This is a genomic window from Arthrobacter gengyunqii (genome assembly GCF_023022985.1).
Lineage (GTDB): Bacteria > Actinomycetota > Actinomycetes > Actinomycetales > Micrococcaceae > Arthrobacter_B > Arthrobacter_B gengyunqii.
This window is the reverse complement of the sequence record NZ_CP095461.1, coordinates 1407978-1429579: the sequence shown is the minus strand read 5'-3', so window position 1 is coordinate 1429579 and position 21602 is coordinate 1407978. Positions and strand designations below refer to the sequence as shown.

At 65.0% G+C, this 21602-nt stretch carries 17 protein-coding genes and 1 pseudogene; 7 read left to right on the top strand and 11 right to left on the bottom strand.

The genetic code is table 11. The annotated features are described in order from the left end of the window. Positions 1-3 precede the first annotated feature (3 nt). The 7 genes from MUG94_RS06460 to dinB all read right to left on the bottom strand — a co-directional run bounded on the left by MUG94_RS06460 (position 4) and on the right by dinB (position 8197). Complete coding sequence (locus MUG94_RS06460) at positions 4-1653, bottom strand: UDP-N-acetylmuramoyl-L-alanyl-D-glutamate--2,6-diaminopimelate ligase (RefSeq protein WP_227908931.1); 1650 nt, start codon at positions 1651-1653, stop codon at positions 4-6. A gap of 143 nt (positions 1654-1796) precedes the next feature. Then, positions 1797-3587: a peptidoglycan D,D-transpeptidase FtsI family protein gene (locus MUG94_RS06455; protein ID WP_227908934.1), complete on the bottom strand. Its 1791-nt coding sequence runs from the start codon at positions 3585-3587 to the stop codon at positions 1797-1799. 29 nt (positions 3588-3616) lie between these two features. Next, the gene (ftsL, locus tag MUG94_RS06450; protein ID WP_227889353.1) at positions 3617-4294 is read right to left on the bottom strand and encodes a cell division protein FtsL; all 678 of its coding nucleotides are present in this window, start codon (positions 4292-4294) and stop codon (positions 3617-3619) included. Between the two features lie 47 nt (positions 4295-4341). After that, positions 4342-5340 carry a 16S rRNA (cytosine(1402)-N(4))-methyltransferase RsmH gene (gene rsmH / locus MUG94_RS06445; protein WP_227908935.1) on the bottom strand — a complete coding sequence of 333 codons (999 nt, stop codon included), beginning with the start codon at positions 5338-5340 and terminating at the stop codon, positions 4342-4344. 235 nt (positions 5341-5575) lie between these two features. After that, entirely contained in the window at positions 5576-6007 is a 432-nt protein-coding gene (mraZ, locus tag MUG94_RS06440; protein ID WP_104054701.1) for a division/cell wall cluster transcriptional repressor MraZ, read from the bottom strand. Between the two features lie 315 nt (positions 6008-6322). After that, on the bottom strand, positions 6323-6712 hold the full coding sequence (locus MUG94_RS06435; RefSeq protein ID WP_227889351.1) for an SCO2097 family morphological protein: 390 nt from the start codon (positions 6710-6712) through the stop codon (positions 6323-6325). A 237-nt stretch (positions 6713-6949) separates the two neighbouring features. Next, positions 6950-8197 (bottom strand): DNA polymerase IV, encoded by a 1248-nt coding sequence (dinB, locus tag MUG94_RS06430; protein WP_279324702.1) that lies wholly within the window; start codon positions 8195-8197, stop codon positions 6950-6952. Positions 8198-8295: 98 nt separating this feature from the next. Between dinB and MUG94_RS06425 the strand changes: the two genes are divergently transcribed. Then, positions 8296-8868 carry a hypothetical protein gene (locus MUG94_RS06425; RefSeq protein ID WP_227908937.1) on the top strand — a complete coding sequence of 191 codons (573 nt, stop codon included), beginning with the start codon at positions 8296-8298 and terminating at the stop codon, positions 8866-8868. Positions 8869-8876: 8 nt separating this feature from the next. Continuing rightward, positions 8877-9986, top strand: a complete 1110-nt coding sequence (locus MUG94_RS06420; protein WP_227889349.1) for a polyprenyl synthetase family protein — start codon at positions 8877-8879, stop codon at positions 9984-9986. Between the two features lie 111 nt (positions 9987-10097). Here MUG94_RS06420 and MUG94_RS06415 read toward each other — a convergent pair whose 3' ends face one another. Then, positions 10098-10457: an Rv2175c family DNA-binding protein gene (locus tag MUG94_RS06415; RefSeq protein WP_231715027.1), complete on the bottom strand. Its 360-nt coding sequence runs from the start codon at positions 10455-10457 to the stop codon at positions 10098-10100. Positions 10458-10673: 216 nt separating this feature from the next. Between MUG94_RS06415 and MUG94_RS06410 the strand changes: the two genes are divergently transcribed. Both MUG94_RS06410 and MUG94_RS06405 read left to right on the top strand, forming a co-directional pair. Further along, positions 10674-12011 (top strand): LysM peptidoglycan-binding domain-containing protein, encoded by a 1338-nt coding sequence (locus MUG94_RS06410; protein ID WP_227908939.1) that lies wholly within the window; start codon positions 10674-10676, stop codon positions 12009-12011. An 81-nt stretch (positions 12012-12092) separates the two neighbouring features. Beyond that, on the top strand, positions 12093-14282 hold the full coding sequence (locus MUG94_RS06405; protein WP_227908940.1) for a Stk1 family PASTA domain-containing Ser/Thr kinase: 2190 nt from the start codon (positions 12093-12095) through the stop codon (positions 14280-14282). A 109-nt stretch (positions 14283-14391) separates the two neighbouring features. Here MUG94_RS06405 and MUG94_RS06400 read toward each other — a convergent pair whose 3' ends face one another. Together MUG94_RS06400 and MUG94_RS17320 are read right to left on the bottom strand one after the other, a co-directional pair. After that, positions 14392-15786 (bottom strand): class II 3-deoxy-7-phosphoheptulonate synthase, encoded by a 1395-nt coding sequence (locus MUG94_RS06400; RefSeq protein WP_227889345.1) that lies wholly within the window; start codon positions 15784-15786, stop codon positions 14392-14394. Positions 15787-16285: 499 nt separating this feature from the next. Continuing rightward, positions 16286-16960: pseudogene (locus MUG94_RS17320) on the bottom strand (lysophospholipid acyltransferase family protein); the annotation flags it as partial. 167 nt (positions 16961-17127) lie between these two features. Here MUG94_RS17320 and MUG94_RS06390 point away from each other — a divergent pair. Together MUG94_RS06390 and MUG94_RS06385 are read left to right on the top strand one after the other, a co-directional pair. Beyond that, positions 17128-17889, top strand: coding sequence for an alpha/beta hydrolase (locus tag MUG94_RS06390; RefSeq protein WP_227889344.1), 762 nt, complete (start codon positions 17128-17130; stop codon positions 17887-17889). Further along, positions 17886-18437, top strand: coding sequence for a hypothetical protein (locus MUG94_RS06385; RefSeq protein WP_227908941.1), 552 nt, complete (start codon positions 17886-17888; stop codon positions 18435-18437). Before MUG94_RS06390 ends, MUG94_RS06385 begins: the two co-directional genes overlap by 4 nt. A gap of 70 nt (positions 18438-18507) precedes the next feature. Here the strand turns inward: MUG94_RS06385 and MUG94_RS06380 are convergent, their stop codons facing one another. Beyond that, positions 18508-19470: an ROK family glucokinase gene (locus MUG94_RS06380; RefSeq protein WP_227908971.1), complete on the bottom strand. Its 963-nt coding sequence runs from the start codon at positions 19468-19470 to the stop codon at positions 18508-18510. 262 nt (positions 19471-19732) lie between these two features. On the opposite strand from MUG94_RS06380, the gene MUG94_RS06375 reads away from it, so the two are divergent. Then, a complete protein-coding gene (locus MUG94_RS06375; protein WP_227908942.1) occupies positions 19733-21541 on the top strand; it encodes an AMP-dependent synthetase/ligase in 1809 nt (602 codons plus the stop codon). Positions 21542-21602: the final 61 nt, after the last annotated feature.

Below are 21602 nucleotides of genomic sequence, written 5' to 3'. Positions count from 1 at the left end.
GTTTTAGGACTCTACCCCGTTGCCGGACAGCACATGGAATCCGTGCCGTGTCAAAGCCTGCCGTAGCTCAACGCGGTCGTCGAGGGCCAAATTCACTCCTTTAACTTCTTGGAACACTTCATGTCCCCGCCCGGCAACAAGCACCGTGTCCTGCGGGCGGGCCAGGGCAACGGCGAGGTCAATGGCCGCTGCCCGGGGGGCCGCTTCTCTGATTTCGCAGGACAAGCCCTCCTCCGCGCGCGCGGTGCGGGCACCGGCCAGGACGTCGGCTCGGATTGCTGCTTCGTCCTCGTCGTGGGGGTCATCGTCGGTGATGATCACCACGTCCGCGAGGCGTGCGGCAATGGCTCCCATCAGGGGGCGCTTTGTCTGGTCACGCTCACCGGTGGCTCCGAAAACCACGATGACGCGCGGCTTGGCTGCGGTACCGGCACCGGTCCCGCCGGCGGAGGTTCCCGCGGCACTGTCAGGTGCATCGCGGCGCACTGATTCCAGGGTTCGGGCCAGGGCGTCCGGATTGTGGGCAAAGTCGACAATCGCCGCCGGGGCCGTGCCGACCAGCTGCATCCGTCCGGGAACTTCGACGGTAAAGGGATCCCAGCGGTCCAGTGCCTCCTGGAGTTCGCCGGCGTCCACGCCCGAGGCCAGGACCATAACGGCCGCCAGCGCAGCGTTGGAGACGTTGAAGGTGCCCGGGAGGCCGGTGCCCGTGCGGAGCACTGCACCGCCGGGGCCGCGGAGAACAAAACGGTGACCCAGGCCGGCCCGGACGACGTCGGTGACGCGCCAGTCAGCGGCGGCGTCGCCGTCGTGCGTGGCAAGCGTCCAGACGGGGACCGGGGCAGCTGCTGCTGCCATCCGCACGCCCCACTCATCGTCGACGCAGATGACGGCCCGCTTGGCGCGCTCCGGTGTGAAGAGGACGGCCTTGGCCGCGAAGTACTCATCCATGGAACCGTGCAGGTCCAGGTGGTCCTGGGTGAGGTTCGTGAAGCCGGCAACATCGAAGACGACGCCGTCAACGCGCCGGTACGAGAGGGCGTGGGACGAAACCTCCATGGCCGCCGCGTCCAGTCCCTTTTCCCGCATCAGGGCCAGCAGACCATGCACCTGAGGCGATTCCGGTGTGGTGAGGGTGCTGGCGATGGGCATGCCGCCGGCAAGGATCTCGATCGTTCCGATGAGCCCGGTGCTCTTGCCCAGGGCGGCCAGGACCGAATTGATGAAGTACGTGGTGGTGGTCTTGCCGTTGGTGCCCGTCACGCCGTACAGGGTGGGCGCACTGCCGTCCTGCGGCCTGCTGCCGAAAACTGCAGCCGCCAGCGGACCCACCAGCCTGCGGGGCTCATCGGTGAGGTAGACCGGCACCGGCAGCTCCCCCAGCAGGCGCCCGCCTTCCGGATCGGTCAACACTGCCGCGGCGCCGGCGGCAGCCGCCGAAGCGGCGAAGCGGGCACCGTGGTGGCGTGCGCCCGGCAGCGCCACGTACAGATCCCCCGGCTGGACCTCGCGGGAATTGATGGTGAGTCCGGTCAGCATGATGTCCGCACCCGCATCGGCCGCCCGGGCGGGTTCAATACCCGGCAGCCCGGCGGCTGCCAGTGAGTCGGCGGCGCTCCGCAGCGACACCGGCTCAATGAATGACGGCCGCATTCCGCTCCCCGGCTGCTGCGGATTGCGTGGATCGTTTGTTGGCACTGCATTGCTCCAGAAAATTGACGAGGTACTTCAAGATGGTCAGCCCGGAAGGCTGGGTTGCGGATGCCGGCGGGGGCCGGCGCCCCGGGGGCGATGGATCAGTACTCCACGGGGTAGAGCTCCGGCTCCGAGGAGGACGGCGCCACGTTGCGGGTGGTCAGGACCTGCTGCATGACCTTCTTGAAGGTCTTGCCCGGGTCCAGGACCTGCAGAGAGCCTTCGGGCCGCTGCAGCGTCACCACCACCACGTACTGGGGATCGTCCATGGGTGCAATACCAGCATAGGAGAGTGTGTACCCGTCATATCCGCCGTTGGCTCCGGGGGCCTCGGCCGTACCGGTCTTGGACCCCACCCGGTACTGGTCCAGCGCGCCTCCCTTACCGGATCCTTCCGCTGTCACTGTCTCCAGCATGTGTTGGACTTCACGGGCGGTTTCCTCCGACACCACCCGGGTGGGATCTGTCTTTTCAGCGGCAGTTTCAGTACCGTCTGCACCGATGTAGCTGTCAATCAGGCTCGGAGCCAGCCGGACGCCGTCGTTCGCGATCGTTTGGTACACCATGGCCGTGTGCAGCGCCGTCTGGGCGAGGCCCTGTCCAAAGAGCACGGTGTACTGCTGCCGGCCGTCCCATTCTTCCGGCTTCGCCAGCAGCCCCACCGTTTCCCCGTTGAGGCCCACGTTCAGGGGCTCCCCGATGCCGAACTTCTTCAGCCAGTCATAGCGTTCCTGCTTGGTGAGCTGCTGCCCGATCATGACCGTGCCCGTGTTCATGGATTTGGTCAGGATGCCGGCTGCCGTCATGTGCACCGTGCCGTGGTCGAAAGCATCCTTGAAGGTTTGCCCGTCAACCGTGTAGGTGGACGGGATCTCGAACTGGGACAGCGGATCGATGATCCCCTGCTCCAGGGCCGCCGCCATGGTGATGACCTTGGTGGTGGAGCCTGGTTCGAAGGGGACGGTGACGGACAGCGGCTGCCGGGACTCCGCCGGGGTCAGGCCCGGGTCGTTCGGGTCCACGGTGGTGGATTCCGCCATGGTGATGATGCGGCCGGTCTTGGCTTCCACCACCACCACGTTGCCCCAGTCGGCGTTGTACTCCTGGACCTGGCTGGCAATGGTCTGCTGGGCGAACCACTGCAGGTCCTGGTCGATGCTGAGCTTGACCGAGTCTCCGTCCCGCACCGGAACGTCTTCATTGGTGGCGTAGGGGATGCGGATGCCGTCGCCGCCGATTTCGTACGTCCTGCTGCCGGCTTCACCGGCCAGCACGTCATCCTGCGTCAGCTCGAGGCCTTCCTGCGGCCCGTCGGTACCCAGGAAACCAATAATGGAGCCTGCCACCGAGCCGGAGGGGTAGGTGCGCAGCGTGGTGCGGTCCGCGTAGATGCCGGGGAACTTGACGGCCAGGACCTTGTCCTTGATCTCCGGTGTCACGGTCTTGGCGACGAACTTGAAGCTGGCGTCCCCAAGGACGGAACCCCGCAGCGTGTCGGTATCCTGGCCCAGAATCTCCGACAGTTCCTCGAAGGCCTGGTCGAAGGAGACAACCTCCTGTCCCTCCGCAGTGCTGCGGCTGTATTCCCGGTCCTCCACATAGGGGTGGGACAGGGTCTGGTCGACCACAATATCGAAACGCTCCACGCTGCGGGCCAGGTAGTTGCCCTCGGAGTCGAGGATGCTGCCGCGCAGCGGCGGCACCGCCCTGGTCTGCAGCCGCTCCGCGACAGCAGTTTCCGCCATTCCTTCAGGATCGAGCGCCTGCACCTGGAACAGCCGCACACCCAGCACGGTCAGCAGGACCAGGGCCAGGATCAACCCGGTCCTGAGCCTGCCTGTAACGACGGCTACTCTGTGGTTGCCCCTGCCGGAGCCCTGCACTTTTGCCACAACGTATCCTCGTCACTGCCTAGTAAAACTTATTGTCCGCTTCTCTGGACCGGAGCCGGAATGGTCCCGCCGTTCAGATCCGCTTCCTGTACTGCCGGAGCCTGTTCCGCTTCGGCGGCTCCGCCGGCCCCAGCCGTTTCGGCCGCCTCCGCTTCACGCGCTTCCCCCGCCCTTGCAGACCCTGACGACGGCTCCGGTTCAGCTGCCGCAGCGGCGGGAGCGATCGGTTGGGTCAATACATTGGGAGCCGGAATAAGGGCCGGCGCGCCTTCGACTTCTTCAGCCGGAACGGGGTCACCCGTCACGGCCAGGGTCTGCAGGTCAATGCTTCCGAAGGTCGACGACGTCACCATGCCCAACTCGGCGGCCTCGGCGGCCAGCACCTGGGGGGCCTGATGGTTCTCCAGCTGCTGCGTCAGGGCTTCGTTGCGCTGCGCCAGTTCCGTCCGCTCGTTTTGCAGCTGGACCAGTTGGTACTGTCCGCTCGAAACGGAAATATTCAGCAGCAGGACAGCTCCCAGCCCCATGATGAGGGCGATGAAACAAAAAATGACCAGCGGAGCGCGGCGGCGCCGCTTCGCTGCGGGCACCACTGACAGCGGGGTCCGCCTGCGCGGTTCCGGCATGACGGAGGACGCACCGGAAGACGCCGGGTTTGCCGGAGCCGGGTTCCAATCCAGGGCCCGCGCGGTGTTGCCGTGCGTCACACGCCGGTGTGTGCTGGTCCCGGCGTGTGGCCGGGTCTGTACCTGTGTCATGAACCTGCCCCGTCAGTTGCGATGCGGATCCGTTCCACGGCCCGCAGTTTCGCGGAGGCAGCACGGGGATTCTCGGCAATTTCTTCTTCGGTGGGAACTTCCGTTCCCTTGGTCAGCCGCTTCAGCTGTGCCTTGTGCTGTTCCAGCTCCACCGGGAATCCCTTGGGGGCAGAGGATCGGGAACCGGCAGCGAACACGCCCTTCACGATCTTGTCTTCCAGCGAGTGGTAGGACATGACAACCACCCGGCCGCCAAGATTCAGCACCGACAGTGAGGCGGGAATGGCACGTTCCAGGACGTCGAGCTCTTCATTGACTTCAATCCGCAGCGCCTGGAAGGTTCGCTTGGCGGGGTGCCCCCCGGTACGTGATGCACCGGCCGGCACCACGGTGCGGATGGCGTCAACGAGTTCTCCGGTGGTGGTGAAAGGTTTGACTGCCCGCGTGGAAACAATCGCCGAGGCAATCCGGCCGGCAAACTTCTCTTCACCCCACTTGCGGATGATGGAGACCAAATCCGCTTCGCCGTAGCTGTTAACGATGTCAGCCGCGGTGCGCCCGCGGCTGGTGTCCATCCGCATGTCCAGCGGTGCGTCATAGGAGTAGGCGAATCCCCGGTCCCGTTCATCGAGCTGCAGCGACGAAACGCCCAGGTCGAAGAGCGCTCCGTCGATCCCGTCAAAACCGAGGTCCCGGACGACGTCGGCGATTTCGTCGTACACCGCGTGCACCAAGTCAGTGCGGTCCGAGAAAGGTGCCAGGCGTTCGCCGGCCAGGGCCAGCGCCTGCTGGTCACGGTCAATGCCAATGACGTGCAGCTGCGGGAACCGCTCCAGCATGGCCTCGGTGTGCCCGCCCATGCCCAGGGTGGCATCCACCACCACTGCGCTGCCGTGGTCCTCCACCGCCCTTTCGATGGCCGGTGCCAGCAAATTAATGCAGCGGTCACGCAGCACCGGAACGTGCCGTTCCTCGGTAGGGCGTTCTTCGCTCATCTGCTGTCCTTCCGCGTCTGGGACGGCGGCGTAGTTCTTGAATCAGACCCCCATCCGCGCCTCACGCTGCGACGCCTGGCTCCGGGGAAGTGAGTCAGGTGCCGGCCTTGCGGGGCGGCTGGAGATCTCATGCAAGAAACCGCTGTTGCCGGTCCCTGCGTGGTGGTTGGTTGACTTGGTGATATTTGCTGATCTGTGCTGATTGCGCGGTTGTGCTGTTGACCGTGCAGGCGGTCTAGAAGATTCCGGGGATGGTGTCCTCGTCAGTTTCCGAGAACGCCGTCTCCTGCTCTTCGAGGTAGGTCTGCCACGCGGTTGCGTCCCAGATTTCAGCCCTGGTCCCTGCTCCGATCACGGCCAATTCACGGCCGAGTCCGGCGTAGGCCCGCAGCGCCGGCGGAATGGTGATCCGGCCCTGCTTGTCCGGGACTTCATCTGAGGCTCCCGAGAGGAAAACCCGAATGTAGTCACGTGCCTGGCGTGAAGAAAGCGGAGCTTCCCGCATCTGCTCATGCACCCGTTCAAACTCTTTCTGGCTAAAAACGTAAATGCAGCGTTCCTGCCCCCGGGTCAGCACCAATCCCCCGGCCAGTTCCTCGCGGAATTTCGCAGGCAGAATGAGGCGTCCCTTTTCATCGAGGCGAGGTGAATGCGTTCCGAGGAACATCAGTCACCACCTGTCCAATTGGGAGAAGTTCCTCCTGCAATACCTACGATGCTGCCCCTACGCTCTTATGGCCTCCACTTTACTCCACTTCACTCCACAGTCAACGTCCGGGCCCTTTGGTTTTCGGCGCGTCGGACCTTTCCCTGCCGCGTTCTGATGCGGAAGTGGACCGGTGGAGGGCCCTGAGCCCCGGAACGGGTTTGCGGCAGCGAATTTTGGCCCCTTAACCACGAAAAGACCCGCAACTGCGGGTCTTTTCGGGGAATTCAGCGGGCGAGGGAGGGAAGTGGAGCAGATTCCTCCCGGCCCCGCCGGTTATTGGTCGCGCTTGCGCTCATCCCACTTGTTTTCCAGGTTGCTCATAAAGTTCTTCGGCGCACTCGCTTCACGCTCGTTCTTGCGTGCCGGCGTATGGGACTGCGAACCCCGTTTCCCGCGCGTCGTCGCGTAGTAAACGCCTGCACCCATGACCAGGAATCCCAGTATGCCCAGTACAAGGCTGAATGGCGTGTCAGAGGCAAGGGCAACGCCTCCCAACAGCAGTCCGATTCCGGCCACGGCAACCAGAGCGCCAAGCACGATCCGCCTGGTCGAAATGCCCGTGGCGGCCGGAGTCGCCATGGAATTGGCAAATTTGGGGTCCTCGGCGTGTAATTGCTGCTCCAACTGGTCCAGCAAGCGCTGCTCGTGTTCCGAGAGTGCCATTACTGCCTCCTTGCGGTCCGAAATTCCCATGTCAAGCAACCAACGATCCCCGGGCCGGGACGGTTCCCGCCCCCGGCTGTCCCGGAGACCTGGGAGGTGATCTCCCGGCAATCCCGGGGAACTCACCTGGACCGACAATCCGGGCAGAACGCGTGTTGTGCTTAAGTTCTAGGATAGGTGGCAATCTGGTCCGGGGAAAGCGGTGGGGACGCTGCCGCGATCCATTCCGCCGAGGGCTTAGCCGCTTTCCTCCGACGGCGGCACCATCTGGCCCGATGCCCGCCCCGGACGACCCCTTCGCGCAGGATCCAGAAGCCGTGCCGGCATGACGCCGAGCTCACCAAACCGCGCGTTGATCTTGTCCAGGGCGTCTTCCGCGGACCTCCAGTTGTCGTCGCGGCCGTCCAGCGTCAGTTGAACCGCCGCACCCTCGGCCGGCTCCAGCCGCTCGGTCCTCAGGCCAATCAGGCGCACGCTCATGCGGCGCGGCCCCAAAGCGGTCAGCAGCGCCCTCGATTCTTCATAAATCAACTGGGCGCTGTCCACCGGCTCCCGCAGGGTCCGGGTCCTTGTCAGCGTGGAGAAGTCCGCATAGCGCAGCTTGAGGGACACGGCACGGCACTGCAGCCCGGCGGCACGCAACCGGCCGGCCGTCTTGTGCGCCAGCCTGAGCAGCTCCGTATGCAGCGTCTCGTCGTCGGACACGTCCCGGGCGAAAGTCTCTTCCGCTCCGATGCTCTTTTCCCGGCGCACGGGCGTGACGCTCCGCGGATCCCTTCCCCACGCCAGTTCGTAGACATGTTCACCTGTGGCGCCCAACAGCCGCTTGAGGACGCTGACCGGTGTCCGGGCCACGTCTTCCACGGTGGAGATGCCCACCCGCGCCAAGGACTCCCGGGTCTTGGCGCCGACACCCCACAGGGCCGAAACGTCCAGGGTGTGGAGATAGGCCACGGTTTCATTCCGGGGAATCAGGAGCAGCCCGTTCGGCTTGGAGCGGGTGGAAGCAATCTTTGCCACGAACTTTGTGGCTGCTATCCCCACGCTGGCGGTAATGCCGAGTTCGGCGGCCACCCGCTTCCGGATCAGTTCCCCGATGACCCGCGGCGGCCCGAGCAGGCGCATGGCTCCGGCGATGTCAAGAAAGGCTTCATCGACGCTCAGGGGTTCCACCAGCGGAGTGATGGATTCAAAGATGGCCATGAGACGGCCGGACACCTCGCGGTAGTCCTCCTGGTGCGGCTCCAAGATGACGGCCTGCGGGCACTGCCGGTAGGCCACGGACATGGGCATGGCGGAATGGACACCGTACCGCCGTGCTTCGTAGGAGGCTGAAAGGACCACTGATCTGCCGCCGAGCCCGCCCACGATGATGGGGCGGCCCGCCAGCTCGGGGCGCTTGAGCAATTCCACCGAGACATAGAAGGCATCCATGTCCACGTGCATGATGGTGCAGTCGCGGTTTTCGCTGGGGCCATTGCTCACTCCTTCATGGTAGACAACGGGTCCGACGTTTGTGCTTCGCCTAGACTGGGGACCAGATCCTGACCCCCCACCAGATGCGGATACCCATGAAAAAGCTCATGACTGCCCTTGCCGCCGCTGCCCTGCTCCTCACCTCTGCAGGCTGCACCTCGGACTCCGAAACTTCAGACGCCGGATCCGGTACGCCCTCGGCCTCGGCCTCGGCGTCGGCCGGAGCTTCTTCGCCTTCGGCAAGCGGATCAGCGTCCTCCTCCCCCTCCTCCACCGGCCCGTCTGCCTCCGCCGGGGCCACGGAGTCATCCGGCAGCACTGCCACCCCGTCAGCAACCTCCACCTCCGGGGCCATCGCCGAGGGCTTTCCCACGGATCTGATTCCCCTGCTGCCGGGATCAACGGCGCTGACCACCAGTTTCGAGGAAACCAGCACTCTGTTCACCGCGTCGTTGAGCGGCAAGACAGATTCCTCCGCCGAAGAGATCCTGGCCTTCTATGCCAAGACGTTCTCCGCGCAGGGCTTCACGCCCGCCGATCCGGAGGTGCAGGACCCGGCCACCGTGCAGCAGTTTGTCCGTTCCGGCGGTGATGACACGGCCAACGTGACCGTCGTGTCCCGTGACGGAAGTTTCTTCTACACGGCGAGCATCAACACGCTCCCCGAGTCAGCCAAGTAGGCCCGGCCATGCCAACAGCCCTTCCCTCCGCCGAGGCCGACGCAGCCCGGGAGCAGTCCTCGTACCGTGAACACCTCGGTGCGGAACTGGACGCGTTCCTTTCCGAACAGCAGGCCGTGCTCCAAGACGTGTCCATGGAATCGCTTCCGCTGCTGGATGCCGTGTCGGCTCTCGCCCAGGGCGGCAAGCGCCTGCGTGCGCTCCTGAATTACTGGGGCTGGCGCGGGGCCGGCGGAACCGAACTGGGTCTGCCGGCGGTGCGGTCCGGCGTCGCGCTGGAGCTGTTCCAGAGTGCCGCCCTCATTCACGATGACATTATCGACCGTTCCGACACCCGCCGGGGCGGCCCCAGCGTCCACCGCCGGTTCAGCACGGCCCACAGCGATGCATCCTGGCACCTGGACGGAACGCATTTTGGCTCATCGGCCGCCATTCTGGCCGGCGACCTGTGCTTGTCGCTGAGCGAGGAGATGTTCGCAGCGGTGGGCGCCCAGGCAGCTCACGGGACGCCTGCACGGCGCATCTTCAACCGGATGCGCACCGAGGTGATGGCAGGACAGTACCTGGATATCCTCGAGGAAGTTGTGGGCCCCACGCACGAGCCCGAGCGCGCCGTCGTCCGGGCCAGGAACATTCTGCGCTACAAATCCGCCAAGTACACCACGGAACATCCCCTGACACTGGGCGGCGCCCTGGCCGGGGCGTCAGCGGAGCTGCTGGACTGGTATTCGCGGTTCGCGCTGCCGCTGGGCGAAGCGTTCCAGCTGCGCGATGACGTCCTCGGCGTCTTTGGCGACCCGGCACAAACGGGCAAGCCTGCCGGCGACGACCTGCGGGAAGGCAAGCGCACCGTCCTGGTCGCCTACGCTCTCGCCCTCGGCGGCCCTTCGGCCCAGGAGGCCATTGCCGCAGGCCTGGGCAGGGAAGACCTGGACGACGACGGCGTGGCCCGGCTGCGCACCCTCATGGAGGATTCCGGGGCGCTGGCCGCCACCGAGACCCTCATTGAGGGCCACACCCACGCTGCATTCGACGCACTCGATCAGATGCCCGTCGATGATGTCACCCGCGCCGCCCTGCGCTCACTGGCACACGCTGCGGTGACCCGCACCGCCTAGGAGCCCAGGTCTGTCCCGGTGAGGACGGGCTGATGGAAGGCCGGCTTAACATTGGCGGCGGCCCCCGATCCAATCGGGAGCCGCCGCCTGTTGTTTAATCCGTGTTGGGGGTTACCAGCCCAGAGCCTGGGCGCGGCGGCGGATTTCCGTCTTCCGTCCCTCGCGCAGGGCGTCCACCGGACGGCCCGGCAGCGAGTCATCCGCCGTAAAGAGCCAGCGAACCATTTCAACGTCGTTGTACCCGGCATCGATGAGCACGGAAATGGTGCCCTTCAAGCTGTCCAGCACAGCGCCGTCCACAATGAACGCGGCGGGAATACTGCGGATTTTGCGCTCTCCAAGCCGCACGGCCACCAGCGCACGCTCTTCGAGCATGCTGTGCACCTTGGTAATGGAAACGTTCAGTTTTTCAGCCACGTCGGGCAGGGTCAGCCAATCGGAAACAAGTTCCTCGAGTTCAGTCACCCCCATAGGTTCCCACGAGAACCCTCCCCCGGGCCAGTTGGAACACGTTGCACAACTGAAATCCATGCCCAGTCCCTACTCGGGTACTCCTCTGAGCCTCTGTAGTGTAAATTCGCTTAGGTCACAGAAATCACTTCTGTCACACTCGCACCACTGCCCGGCAGTGGCCTTCCCGAGTTGCGGTAAAGGCCGCGCCGTTTACAGATGAGGAAACAGCCCTTTATGACTGCACAGTCGATTCAGGGAAGCAATTCCCCCCGGTCCATCTCCAGGGGAATGCCCCGCAAACTCAGTGTTGCCGTGACCACCGCCGCCATTCCCGCGGTCATGATGTCAGCACTCGCACTTGCTGAACCGGCCCAGGCAGTTCCCGCCGCTCCGGACGCCGCCCTTTTCCCGCAGCTGCCGCTTCAGGCCATTAAGAACCTGACCGCCGGCAACACGGCCGGGCTTGTTGCCCCGTCGCAGCTCGCCACGCAGATTCCCTTCACCATCCCCGCTGAATCCAGCGTCCCGGCGACCCACCGGATCGAAGCCGGAGACACCGTAAGTTCCATTGCGGCCCGCTACGGCCTGTCGCTGGAGGAAGTCCTGCGGGTCAACAACCTGCAAAGCAGCTCGCTGATCTTTGCCGGTGAAGAACTGCGCCTCCCGGGATCCGGGACGACAGCCGCTCCCTCCGCATCCGCCGCCGCCGTATACACGGTAAAGTCCGGGGACACCCTCAGCGCCGTTGCTGCCGCCCACGGCGTCAGCCTGGATGCCGTCCTGGCCGCCAACGGCCTGACCCTGACCTCGGTGATCCACCCCGGACAGGAAATTTCCCTCTCCGGCGGCACGGCTCCTTCGGTGGCCCCCGCCGCTGAACCCGCGGCTGCCGCAACCCACACGGTCGAAGCCGGCGACACCCTGACCGGAATCGCTGCCCGCCACAATCTGGGCCTGGCCGACCTCATGGCAGCCAACGGCATGGATGACACCACCGTCCTCTTCCCGGGCGACGTCGTCGTCCTTTCCGGCGGGGGCAGCGTGACCACCCTGTCCGCTGCACCGGCGGAAGCAGCCCCCACTGACCTGGTGCCCAGCACCTTCCTGCATTACACCTATCCGGACCACGTGGTCGCTGACGCCAATGCGAACAAGCACGCGCTCAACAACACGGCGGTGCCCAGCCGGGCGGAGATGCAGCAGATTGTGTCGCAGACCGCCGTGCAGATGGGCGTGGATCCGGCCCTGGCCATGGCGTTCTCCTTCCAGGAGTCCGGCTTTGACCAGCGGGCAGTTTCCCCCGCCAACGCCATCGGCGCCATGCAGGTCATTCCCAGCTCCGGAGACTGGGCCTCAGATTTGGTGGGCCGCCAGCTCAACCTGCTGGATCCCTATGACAACGCCACCGCAGGCGTGGCGATCATCCGCTCCCTGATGCTCACCAGCGACAGCCTGGAAACTGCTGTGGCTTCCTACTACCAGGGTCAGTACTCGGTCACGACCCAGGGCATGTTCGAGGACACGCGCGGCTACGTTGCGTCGGTGCTGGCTCACCGCCAGTCCTTCAGCTAACGGGCCTGACACCACACGAAGGGCAGGGACCGGATCGGTGTCGATCCGGTCCCTGCCCTTTGGCACACGTAGGATCAAAGAGTGCATGAAACCGTGAATGACCCCTTAGTCGGCACCGTAGTGGATGAGCGCTACCGGGTGCTTTCCCGTATTGCCCGCGGCGGCATGTCCACGGTCTATCTGGCCACTGACCTGCGACTGGACCGCGATGTTGCCCTTAAGGTGCTGTATCCGCATCTGGCCGCCGATCAGGGTTTCCTGGACCGGTTTGAGCGCGAGGCAAAGTCCGCGGCCCGGCTGTCCCATCCCCACGTCGTCGGCGTCCTGGACCAGGGCTTTGCGGAGAACCTTGCCTATCTGGTGATGGAGTATGTGCCCGGCAAGACGCTGCGCGAGCTGCTGGAAACGCGGACCCGCCTCTCCCCCAGACTGGCCCTGGCCCTGCTCGACGCCGTGGTGGACGGGCTGGCTGCAGCGCACGACGCCGGACTGATCCATCGGGATGTGAAACCCGAAAACGTCCTGCTGGCCGACAACGGCAGCATTAAGATCGCTGACTTCGGCCTTGCCCGGGCGGTGTCCACGAGCACCAACACGGGCACCCTGGTGGGAACTGTTGCCTACCTGGCGCCTGAGCTTGTCACCGGCACCGGCGCGGATGAACGCAGCGACGTCTATTCAGCAGGCATCATGCTCTATGAGATGCTGACCGGTATTCAGCCCTTCTCGGGCACTACCCCCATCCAGGTTGCCTTTCAGCACGTCCATTCCACCGTTCCGGCTCCCTCCGTTGCCTGCCCGGGACTGGCTGAAGACCTGGATGAGCTGGTCCAGTGGTGCACGGCCCCGGATCCGGACAACCGGCCCGTGGACGGCAGGGCGCTGCTGGGCGAGCTCCGCCACATCCGCACCTCCCTCAGCGATGATCAGTTGGATTTCCATTGTGCGGACTCTGCCGGGCCGGACCAAACAGTCCGGCAGCAGTTTCAGGCACGATCCGGAACAGCCGCTATTTCCGATCCGGACGCCACCGCCGCCCTGCCGCGCACGCCGGACGGGGCCACCGAGATTATTTCGACAGCCGGTTCGGCATCCGCAGCCGCAGGTGCGTATCCCACCGAGGTTATTCGCCGGAGCGACAACGAGACCTCGGTGTTCCCGGCAGGCAGCCGCGGCGACGGCGGACGCCGGCAGCCCGGCGGTCCGGGCGGCTCTGACGGAACGGAAAACAGCGACGAAGCCGGGGACGACGGCGCTCCGCAGGTTCCCGTGCCGGGCAGCCGTGCCGAGCGGAGGCAGGCCCGCCGGGAATTCAAGGCATCGGAGCGTCAGAGCAGCCGCGACGCGCATCGGCCCGAGGTCTCCCTGCGGCGCGGACGCCCCCGGCGCCGCGGTGCGCTCCTTGTGGTGCTGGCCGTGCTGCTCATTGCCGCAGCCGTGTTCACCGGATGGTTTTTTGGCCGCGGACCGGGCGCCGTCGTCACTGTTCCGGACGTAGCCAACGTGTCGCGGGAGGCTGCCGGAGCATTGCTCAGCGGGGAAGGGCTCCAGTACTCGACCAACGAGATCCATGACGAAATTGTTGCGGCCGGGCTCGCCGTCGGAACGGATCCGGACGCACCGGCGGAGATCCGGCGCTACCAGCCGGTAAGGCTGCTCATCAGCAAGGGTCCGGAGCTGTTTGACGTCCCCAACGTGGTGCAGCGCACGGCCGAGGACGCCACCGAGAACATAACGGACGCCGGACTCACCGTCGGAGCAGTCACCGAGGAATACAGCGAAACCGTCGACGCCGGGAAGGTCATTAGCCAGTTCCCCGCGCCCGACACCCAGCTGCGGAGGGACACGGCCGTCAATGTGGTTGTTTCCCTCGGACCTGCTCCGGTGGAAGTTCCCTCGGTAGTCGGAAAAACCGAGGACGAGGCGGTACAGATCCTGGAAGACGCCGGGCTCACCGCGGAGGTGCTTCCCGACCGCGTCAACAGCCGTGACGTCCCTGACGGGTCCGTAGCGGTACAGGCTCCGGCCTCGGGCCTGGTGGACCGCGGATCCGCGGTAACGATCACCCTCTCCAAGGGGCCGGTCATGGTGCAGGTCCCCAACGTGGTGCGTCAGTCCCCGGACACCGCACGGGCCCAACTGGAGGGCTTGGGCTTCCAAGTCCAGGTCAGCGAACTGCTGGGCGGCCTGCTGGGCATCGTGCAGTCCCAGGATCCTGCCGGCGGATCCATGGCACCGGAGGGATCAGTCATCACGCTGAGGGTCGTCTAGGACCGCCTACAACGCAAAAAGTGCACGCCCCGCGGGGCGTGCACTTTTTTGTCTGGCAAGGTTACCGGAGCCGTGGAAAGCCGTCAGCTGTTAATCCCTGCGGGACAGGTCAATCCTTGCGGGACAGGGCACCGGCGACCAGGAACGCCATTTCCAGGGACTGCATATGGTTCAGGCGCGGATCGCACACTGATTCGTACCCCTCGAGGAACGCTTCCTGATCAATCGGATCCGCTCCGCCCAGGCACTCGGCCACGTCGTCGCCGGTCATTTCCACGTGCAGGCCGCCGGGGAACGTGCCCAGCGAACTGTGCACCTCGAAGAAGCCACGGACCTCGTCCATGACGTCGTCGAAGTTGCGGGTCTTGTAGCCGTTGGGCGACGTGACAGTGTTGCCGTGCATCGGGTCCGTTACCCACAGAACCTGCGCCCCGGAAGCAGTAACCCGCTCCACCAGCGGAGGAAGCTTCTCGCGGATGTTCTTCGCACCCATCCGGGTAATGAAGGTCAGGCGGCCCGGCTCACGTTCCGGATCAAGCTTGTCGATCAGGGCCAGAGCATCTTCGGGTTTGGTGTTCGGGCCGAGCTTCACGCCAATGGGGTTGCGCACCTTGGACAGGAAGTCCACGTGGGCGGAGTCCAGGTCGCGCGTACGCTCGCCGATCCAGAGGAAGTGCCCCGACGTGTCGTACGGCCGCCCGGTGCGGGAATCGATCCGGGTGAGGGCCCGCTCGTAGTCCAGGAGGAGCGCTTCGTGGCTGGCGAAGAACTCAACGCGCTTCAACGCCTCGAAATCCGCTCCGCAGGCATCCATGAAGCGGACGGCACGGTCAATCTCCCGGGCCAGCGACTCATAGCGCGAATGTGCAGGGTTGGAGGTGAATCCCTTGTTCCAATGATGCACCAGCCGCAGATCCGCAAATCCGCCCTGGGTGAAGGCACGGATCAGGTTCAGGGTGGAAGCGGACGTGTGGTAGGCGCGGACCATCCGTGCCGGATTGTGCTCACGGGACTCGGGGGTGAAGTCATAGCCGTTCACCATGTCACCGCGGTACGCCGGCAGGGTCTGTCCTGCCCGCGTCTCATCGTTCGAGGAGCGCGGCTTGGCAAACTGCCCGGCCATCCGCCCCATTTTGATCACCGGCAGGGACGCTCCGTAGGTCAGGACAACCGCCATCTGCAGGATGGTCTTCACCCGCGCACTGATCTTGTCTGCGGTAGCTCCGGCGAAGGTCTCAGCGCAGTCGCCGCCCTGCAGCAAAAACGCTTTGCCCTGAGCCGCCTGCGCGAGCCGGTCCCGGAGAATGTCCACTTCACCCGCAAAAACGAGCGGAGGAACCATGGACAACTCGGCGACGGCAGCCTCATACCCGGGGTGATCCCGCCAGGTGGGCTGCTGTGCGATCGGCAGGGACCGCCAGTCATCCAGACCCGGATAGTCCGCCGCACCCTGTCGTGCGGCGGAGGAAGAATCTAACGCGTTGTCAACTGGAGTGTAAGTCACGCTTTAAGGGTACTGTCTGGCCCCCGCCGGAGCCGAAGCGTCCTGCCCGCGGACGTAACCTGGAGCGGCCTGGCCGCAACACAGCCACGCCGCATCCTCGTTGAGAGTGCGGACCGGGGTGGCTCTAAGCGCTGTGCGGTTCCGTATCCTCGGGCTCCAGCCCCGTTGCAGGCGGCGGAGTCTTCCTGCGTCCGATCGTGGTAATTGTGCCCGGTTTCCGGACCGAGCGCCGGGTGGAGGGTGCTTCCGGCGCAGCATCGTCCTGCTCGGCGGCCGGAGCAGGGACACCCTCGCTGTCCGCGGCGCCTCCGGCCTCTGTGCCGTCATCATTCCGGTTGCCGGCGTCGGGCCGGGTACGGCCGCCCGGCTGGACCGGCCGCAGCGCAGCCGTTTCAGCGTCAGAGCCGGCCGAACCGGGAAGCGCCGTTCCATGGTCGGTTCCGGGCAGGCGCACCGCTGCGCTGCGGGCCTCGGACCCCTTGGACACCTTGCGCGCAGCTGCCTGCTTTTCCTTCATGGTGCTGGCGTACACGTCAACATACTCCTGACCCGACAGCCGCATCAGCTCATACATGATCTCGTCCGTCACCGAACGCTGGATAAACCGGTCATTCTCCATGCCGGCGTAACGGGAGAAATCCAGCGGCTCGCCCACAATGATGCCGATACGGCGGATGTTGGGGATTTTGCGGCCGATGGGCTGGACCTTGTCGGTGCCGATCATGGCTACGGGAATCACCGGCACACCGGTTTTCAGCACCAGCTTGGCAACACCGGTCTTACCGCGGTACAGCCGCCCGTCAGGGCTGCGGGTTCCCTCGGGATAGATCCCCAGGAGGCCGCCGTTTTCCAGTACGTCCACGCCTGCGTTCAGGGAACTCGCCGACGCGGCACCCCCGGAGCGGTCCATCGGCAGCTGGTTGGTGAGCCGGAAGAAGGCGGCAGTGAGCTTGCCCTTGAGGCCCTTACCGGTGAAGTACTCGGATTTGGCCAGGAAACTCACCGGGCGCGGCACCGCCAGCGGCAGGAAGATCGAATCGGAAAAGGACAGGTGGTTGCTCACCAGTACAGCCGGACCAGTTTCAGGCACGTTGTCCATGCCTTTGACCCAGGGCCTGAAGAGCAGATTGACCACCGGCCCGATGAAAATGGTCTTCATCACCCAATAGAACACGTAAGCCAGCTCTCCCGTCCGGACATAGCAAATGAGGGACCCGGTATGGTTTCCCACCTCCTACTCTATGCGCCCGCTTGCCCGGGTTGAATTTCAGCGCTCGGACGCGCCGCAACTTTGGGCCCGCCAGGGGTGGAAAAGTCGCTCCCGGATGCAACCATGGAGGTATGACTTCCCCACCGGGCGCAGCCGCCTATTCCAGCGACGGGCACGGAGCAAACGCCGCCACAGGTGTTCTCCTGAGCCACGGGTTCACCGGCTCCCCCGTCAGCCTCGCGGCTTGGGCCAGGCACCTTGCGGATCAGGGCTACGCGGTGAGCCTCCCCCTGCTTCCCGGGCACGGAACCACCTGGCAGGACCTCGCCCGCACCCCATGGGAGCACTGGTATGAGAGCTATGACGACGCCTATCAGCAGCTCGCCGGGCGCACCGACCGCGTGGTTGCCGCCGGACTCTCCATGGGCGGCACCCTCGCGCTGAGGCTCGCGGCCCACCGCACCGTGGCCGGGGTGGCCGTGGTAAATCCCGGCCTGACCATTGACGACCCGCGGGCCCGGTACTCCGGGCTGCTCAAATACGTCCTGAGATCAGTGCCCGCCATTGGCAACAACATCAAGCTCGCGGGCCAGGATGAAGGGGCGTACTTGCGGACTCCGGTCGGCGGGGTACACCAGCTGATGCGGCTGTTCAAGGACACGACGGCGCTGCTGCCGCGGATCAGCGCTCCGGTCATCGTGTTCCGTTCGACCGTGGATCCCGTGGTTCCGGAATCCAGCATGGAAGTCCTTCGCCGGCATCTGGGCAGCGATCTCGAGGTTGTTCCCTTGGAAAACAGCTACCATGTCGCCACGATGGACCATGATGCTCCCTTGATTTTTGACCGTTCCCACCAGTTCATCCAAAGGATCAGCGCAGGTGCCGCAGCATGAAAGACCGTGAACCGGAACGCAACGAATCCACCGACGAGTCGGTCTGGCTCGACCTTGTCTCCCGGCTGCAGAACATGCCGGCCGATGAAACCCACGGTGGACGGGATGCACCGCAGGATTCCCGAACCGGCATTGACGACGCGCCGCACGATGGACCGGGAACGGAGGGCGGAGACGACGCCGACGGCATATCCCGGGGTCCGTTCCCCCGCTCTGCGGCCGAACGCACCCGAGCGATTTTTGAGAACCAGCCATTTAGGACCGCCCCGCCCCGCGGCCCCCGGGACTACGACGAGCCGGAAGAACTCGAGTCTGAAGGCGAATTTGTTCCCCCCGAGCCTCCGCCGTTGAGCACCGGTGAGCCGCTTGTGGTCCTTGCCTGGATCGGCGCGGTGGGCGGACCCATCATGCTGCTGCTGTTCGCAATGTTCTGGCGGAGTGCACCGCTGGCGGTGATCCTGGGCGTGATCGCCCTTTTCATCGCGGCGGCAGGTTATCTGCTCTTCCGGCTGCCCCAGCACCGCAGTGACGACGGCGCGGCCGTCTGACGATCACGGCCGCTGATACAGGTACCAAGGCCCAAGCTTTCCGCAGGTACCGCCGGGGAGGTTCCCTGGATCAGCGCCGGGCCGCTATCCGGGACAGGTCCGCTGCCCCGATCATCCCCGCAGCGGGTCCCAGGGCAGCCAGTTCCAGCCGCGCAGCCGGCCGGAATCCCCGGCCGGTCAGGTTCCGGGCAAAGGACCGCCGGGCGGGTTCCAGCAGGAGGTCTCCTGCTGCGCTCAGCCCGCCGCCCACTACGAACATTCCCGGGTCAAGGGCAGCGGCCAGGTTCGCCAGGCCGAGGCCGAGCCACTGGCCCACCTCGTCCAGCAGTTCCACCGACGCCTGATCGCCGTCGAGGGCCATTTTGGTGACCACCGCACCGGTAATGGCACTGATGTCCCCGTCGACGGCACGCAGCAGTTCCTGAGCCACGGGAGAGTTCGCGCCGGCCAGTTCACGTGCTTCCCGGCCGAGCGCATTGCCGGAGGCATACTGTTCCCAGCAGCCGCGGTTTCCGCACTCGCAGCGCTGTCCCCCGGGCATGATGATCTGGTGGCCAAATTCCCCTGCCACGCCAAATCGTCCACGCTCCAGGCGGCCATCCATGATCATGGCGCCCCCGATGCCGGTGCCCAGGGTTATGCAGACCAGGCGGCTCTGGCCCAGACCGGAACCAAAGCGCCACTCTGCCCAGGCAGCGCCGTCGGCGTCGTTGACCAGGTACACGCGACGCCGCAGCAGCCGTTCGAGGTTTTCACGCAGGGGCTCGTTGCGCCACGCCAAATGCGGGCTGAAGAGCACTGTGCTGCCGGCGAGGTCCATCCAGCCCGCGGCGCCGATACCCACCGACCAGACGTGATGGTTGGCCGACAGTTCGGCCACCAGGTCCACAATGACGGATTCCACTTCGCGCGGATCATGTCCGGGCGTGGAGCGGCGGGCTTCTGCGAGGACCCTGCCGTCGCCGTCGACCAGTCCGGCGGCAACCTTGGTGCCGCCGATGTCGATGCCGATGGCCAAACCCCGGCGGCGCATCCGGTTGGGCAGGCGGATGGGGCGGCGTGTCGGGAAGGGGTCAGCGTTGCGGCGCTGCCACGGGATCGCTGAGGAACGGGGTACGGGTGCTGGGGTTACGGGGGGCATCAGTAAGCCATTCTATTCTTCGCCACGCGTGCCGCGAAAGCGTTATTGGTTCGAGAAGTTACCGCCCGGTATTTAATGTGATCCACGTTATAGGCTGTTTGGTAATGTCTGCGTAAATCGTCCGCGGGGGCAGCCGGATATCAAAGGAGCTATCGTGCGTGAATACAGTGTTCCCCCTCTGGTGGAATCTCCACTGGAGACCAATTCCACCACCTTGCTGCTGGAACAGGCAGCCAAGCCTTCCAACCCTGCACTGTTTTCGGTCCGGGGTGCCGACGGCGAGTGGAAGTCGATCACCGCCACGGAGTTCCTGAAGGATGTCCGGCTGCTGGCCAAGGGCTTTGCCGCCTCCGGAGTCAAGGTGGGTGACCGGGTGGGCCTCATGGCCCGTACCCGGTACGAATGGACCCTGGTGGATTTTGCCCTGTGGTTTGCCGGTGCTGTCTCGGTGCCGATCTACGAAACCTCCTCACCGAACCAGGTTGCCTGGATCCTGGGTGATTCCGGGGCAGTGGGCGTTGTCGTTGAATCGGCCCGTCATGAGAACGTGGTCCGGCAGGCCGCCGTGGAGGAAGACCTCTCGGATGTCTCGAATGTGTGGCAGATCGACGGGTCCGGTCTGGACGACCTGCGCGCCGCAGGATCCTCCGTGTCCGATGAAGAACTGGAAGCCCGGCGCTCGAAAGCCACCCTGGACGATCTGGCCACCATCATTTACACGTCCGGAACCACGGGACGCCCCAAGGGCTGCGAGCTGACACACGGCAACTTCGTGAACCTGTCACGGAATGCAGCCGCGGCCCAGCCCGAAGTCTGCCGCGAGGGCGCCCGGACCATCATGTTCCTCCCGCTGGCACACGTGTTCGCGCGCTTCATTTCGGTGCTGTGTGTTACCTCCGGGGCCACCGTGGCACATACCCCCGACGTCAAGAACCTCCTGCCGGACCTGCAAAGCTACAAGCCGGACTTCCTGCTGGTTGTCCCCCGTGTCTTCGAAAAGGTCTACAACTCCTCCATGCTGAAGGCGGAAGACGGCGGCAAGGGCAAAATCTTCCATGCCGGCGCCAAGACGGCCATTGAATGGTCCAAGGCGTTGGAGGCCGGCAAGGTCCCGCTGAGCCTGAAGGTCAAGCATGCCGTCTTCGACCGGCTTCTCTACGGCAAGATCCGCACCGCCATGGGCGGCCAGGTCAAGTACGCGATCTCGGGGGGCGCGCCGCTGGGCGACCGCCTGGGCCATTTCTTCCACGGCATTGGTGTCACGGTCCTGGAAGGCTACGGCCTGACGGAAACAACTGCGCCGGTCACCGTGAACACCCCCAAGCTGACCAAGATCGGCACGGTGGGCGTGCCGCTGCCGGGCAACGCAGTGAAGATTGCCGACGACGGCGAGATCCTCGCCAAGGGCGTCAGCGTCATGAAGGGCTACTACAACCGCCCGGACCTCACCGCCGAGAACTTCACGGACGGATGGTTCCGCACCGGGGACATTGGCTCGCTGGACAATGACGGCTACCTGAAGATCACCGGCCGCAAGAAGGAAATCATCGTTACCGCAAGCGGCAAGAACGTCATTCCGGCGGTGCTGGAAGACAGCATCCGCGCCGACGCCATTGTGTCCCAGTGCGTTGTGGTGGGCGACCAGCGGCCGTTCATCTCTGCGCTGATCACGCTGGACGAGGAAGCGCTTCCGGGCTGGCTCGATCGGCACAAGCTGCCGGCCGACACCTCGGTGGCCGAGGCCGGCCAGACGGAGCAGCTGCAGCAAGAAATCCAGGCCCTGGTGGACTCCGCCAACCAGACGGTGTCCAAGGCCGAGGCCATCAAGGTCTTCCGCGTGGTTCCCTCGGACTTCACCGAAGCCAGCGGACACCTGACACCGTCCCTGAAGATCAAGCGCGGACAGGTCCTGAAGGACTTCGCCGCCGTGGTGGAGGACATCTACAGCGGCCAGAAAGTCTAACTCCGCTCCACAGACGACGAAGGCCGGTCCGGGATATCCGGACCGGCCTTCTTCGTCTGCT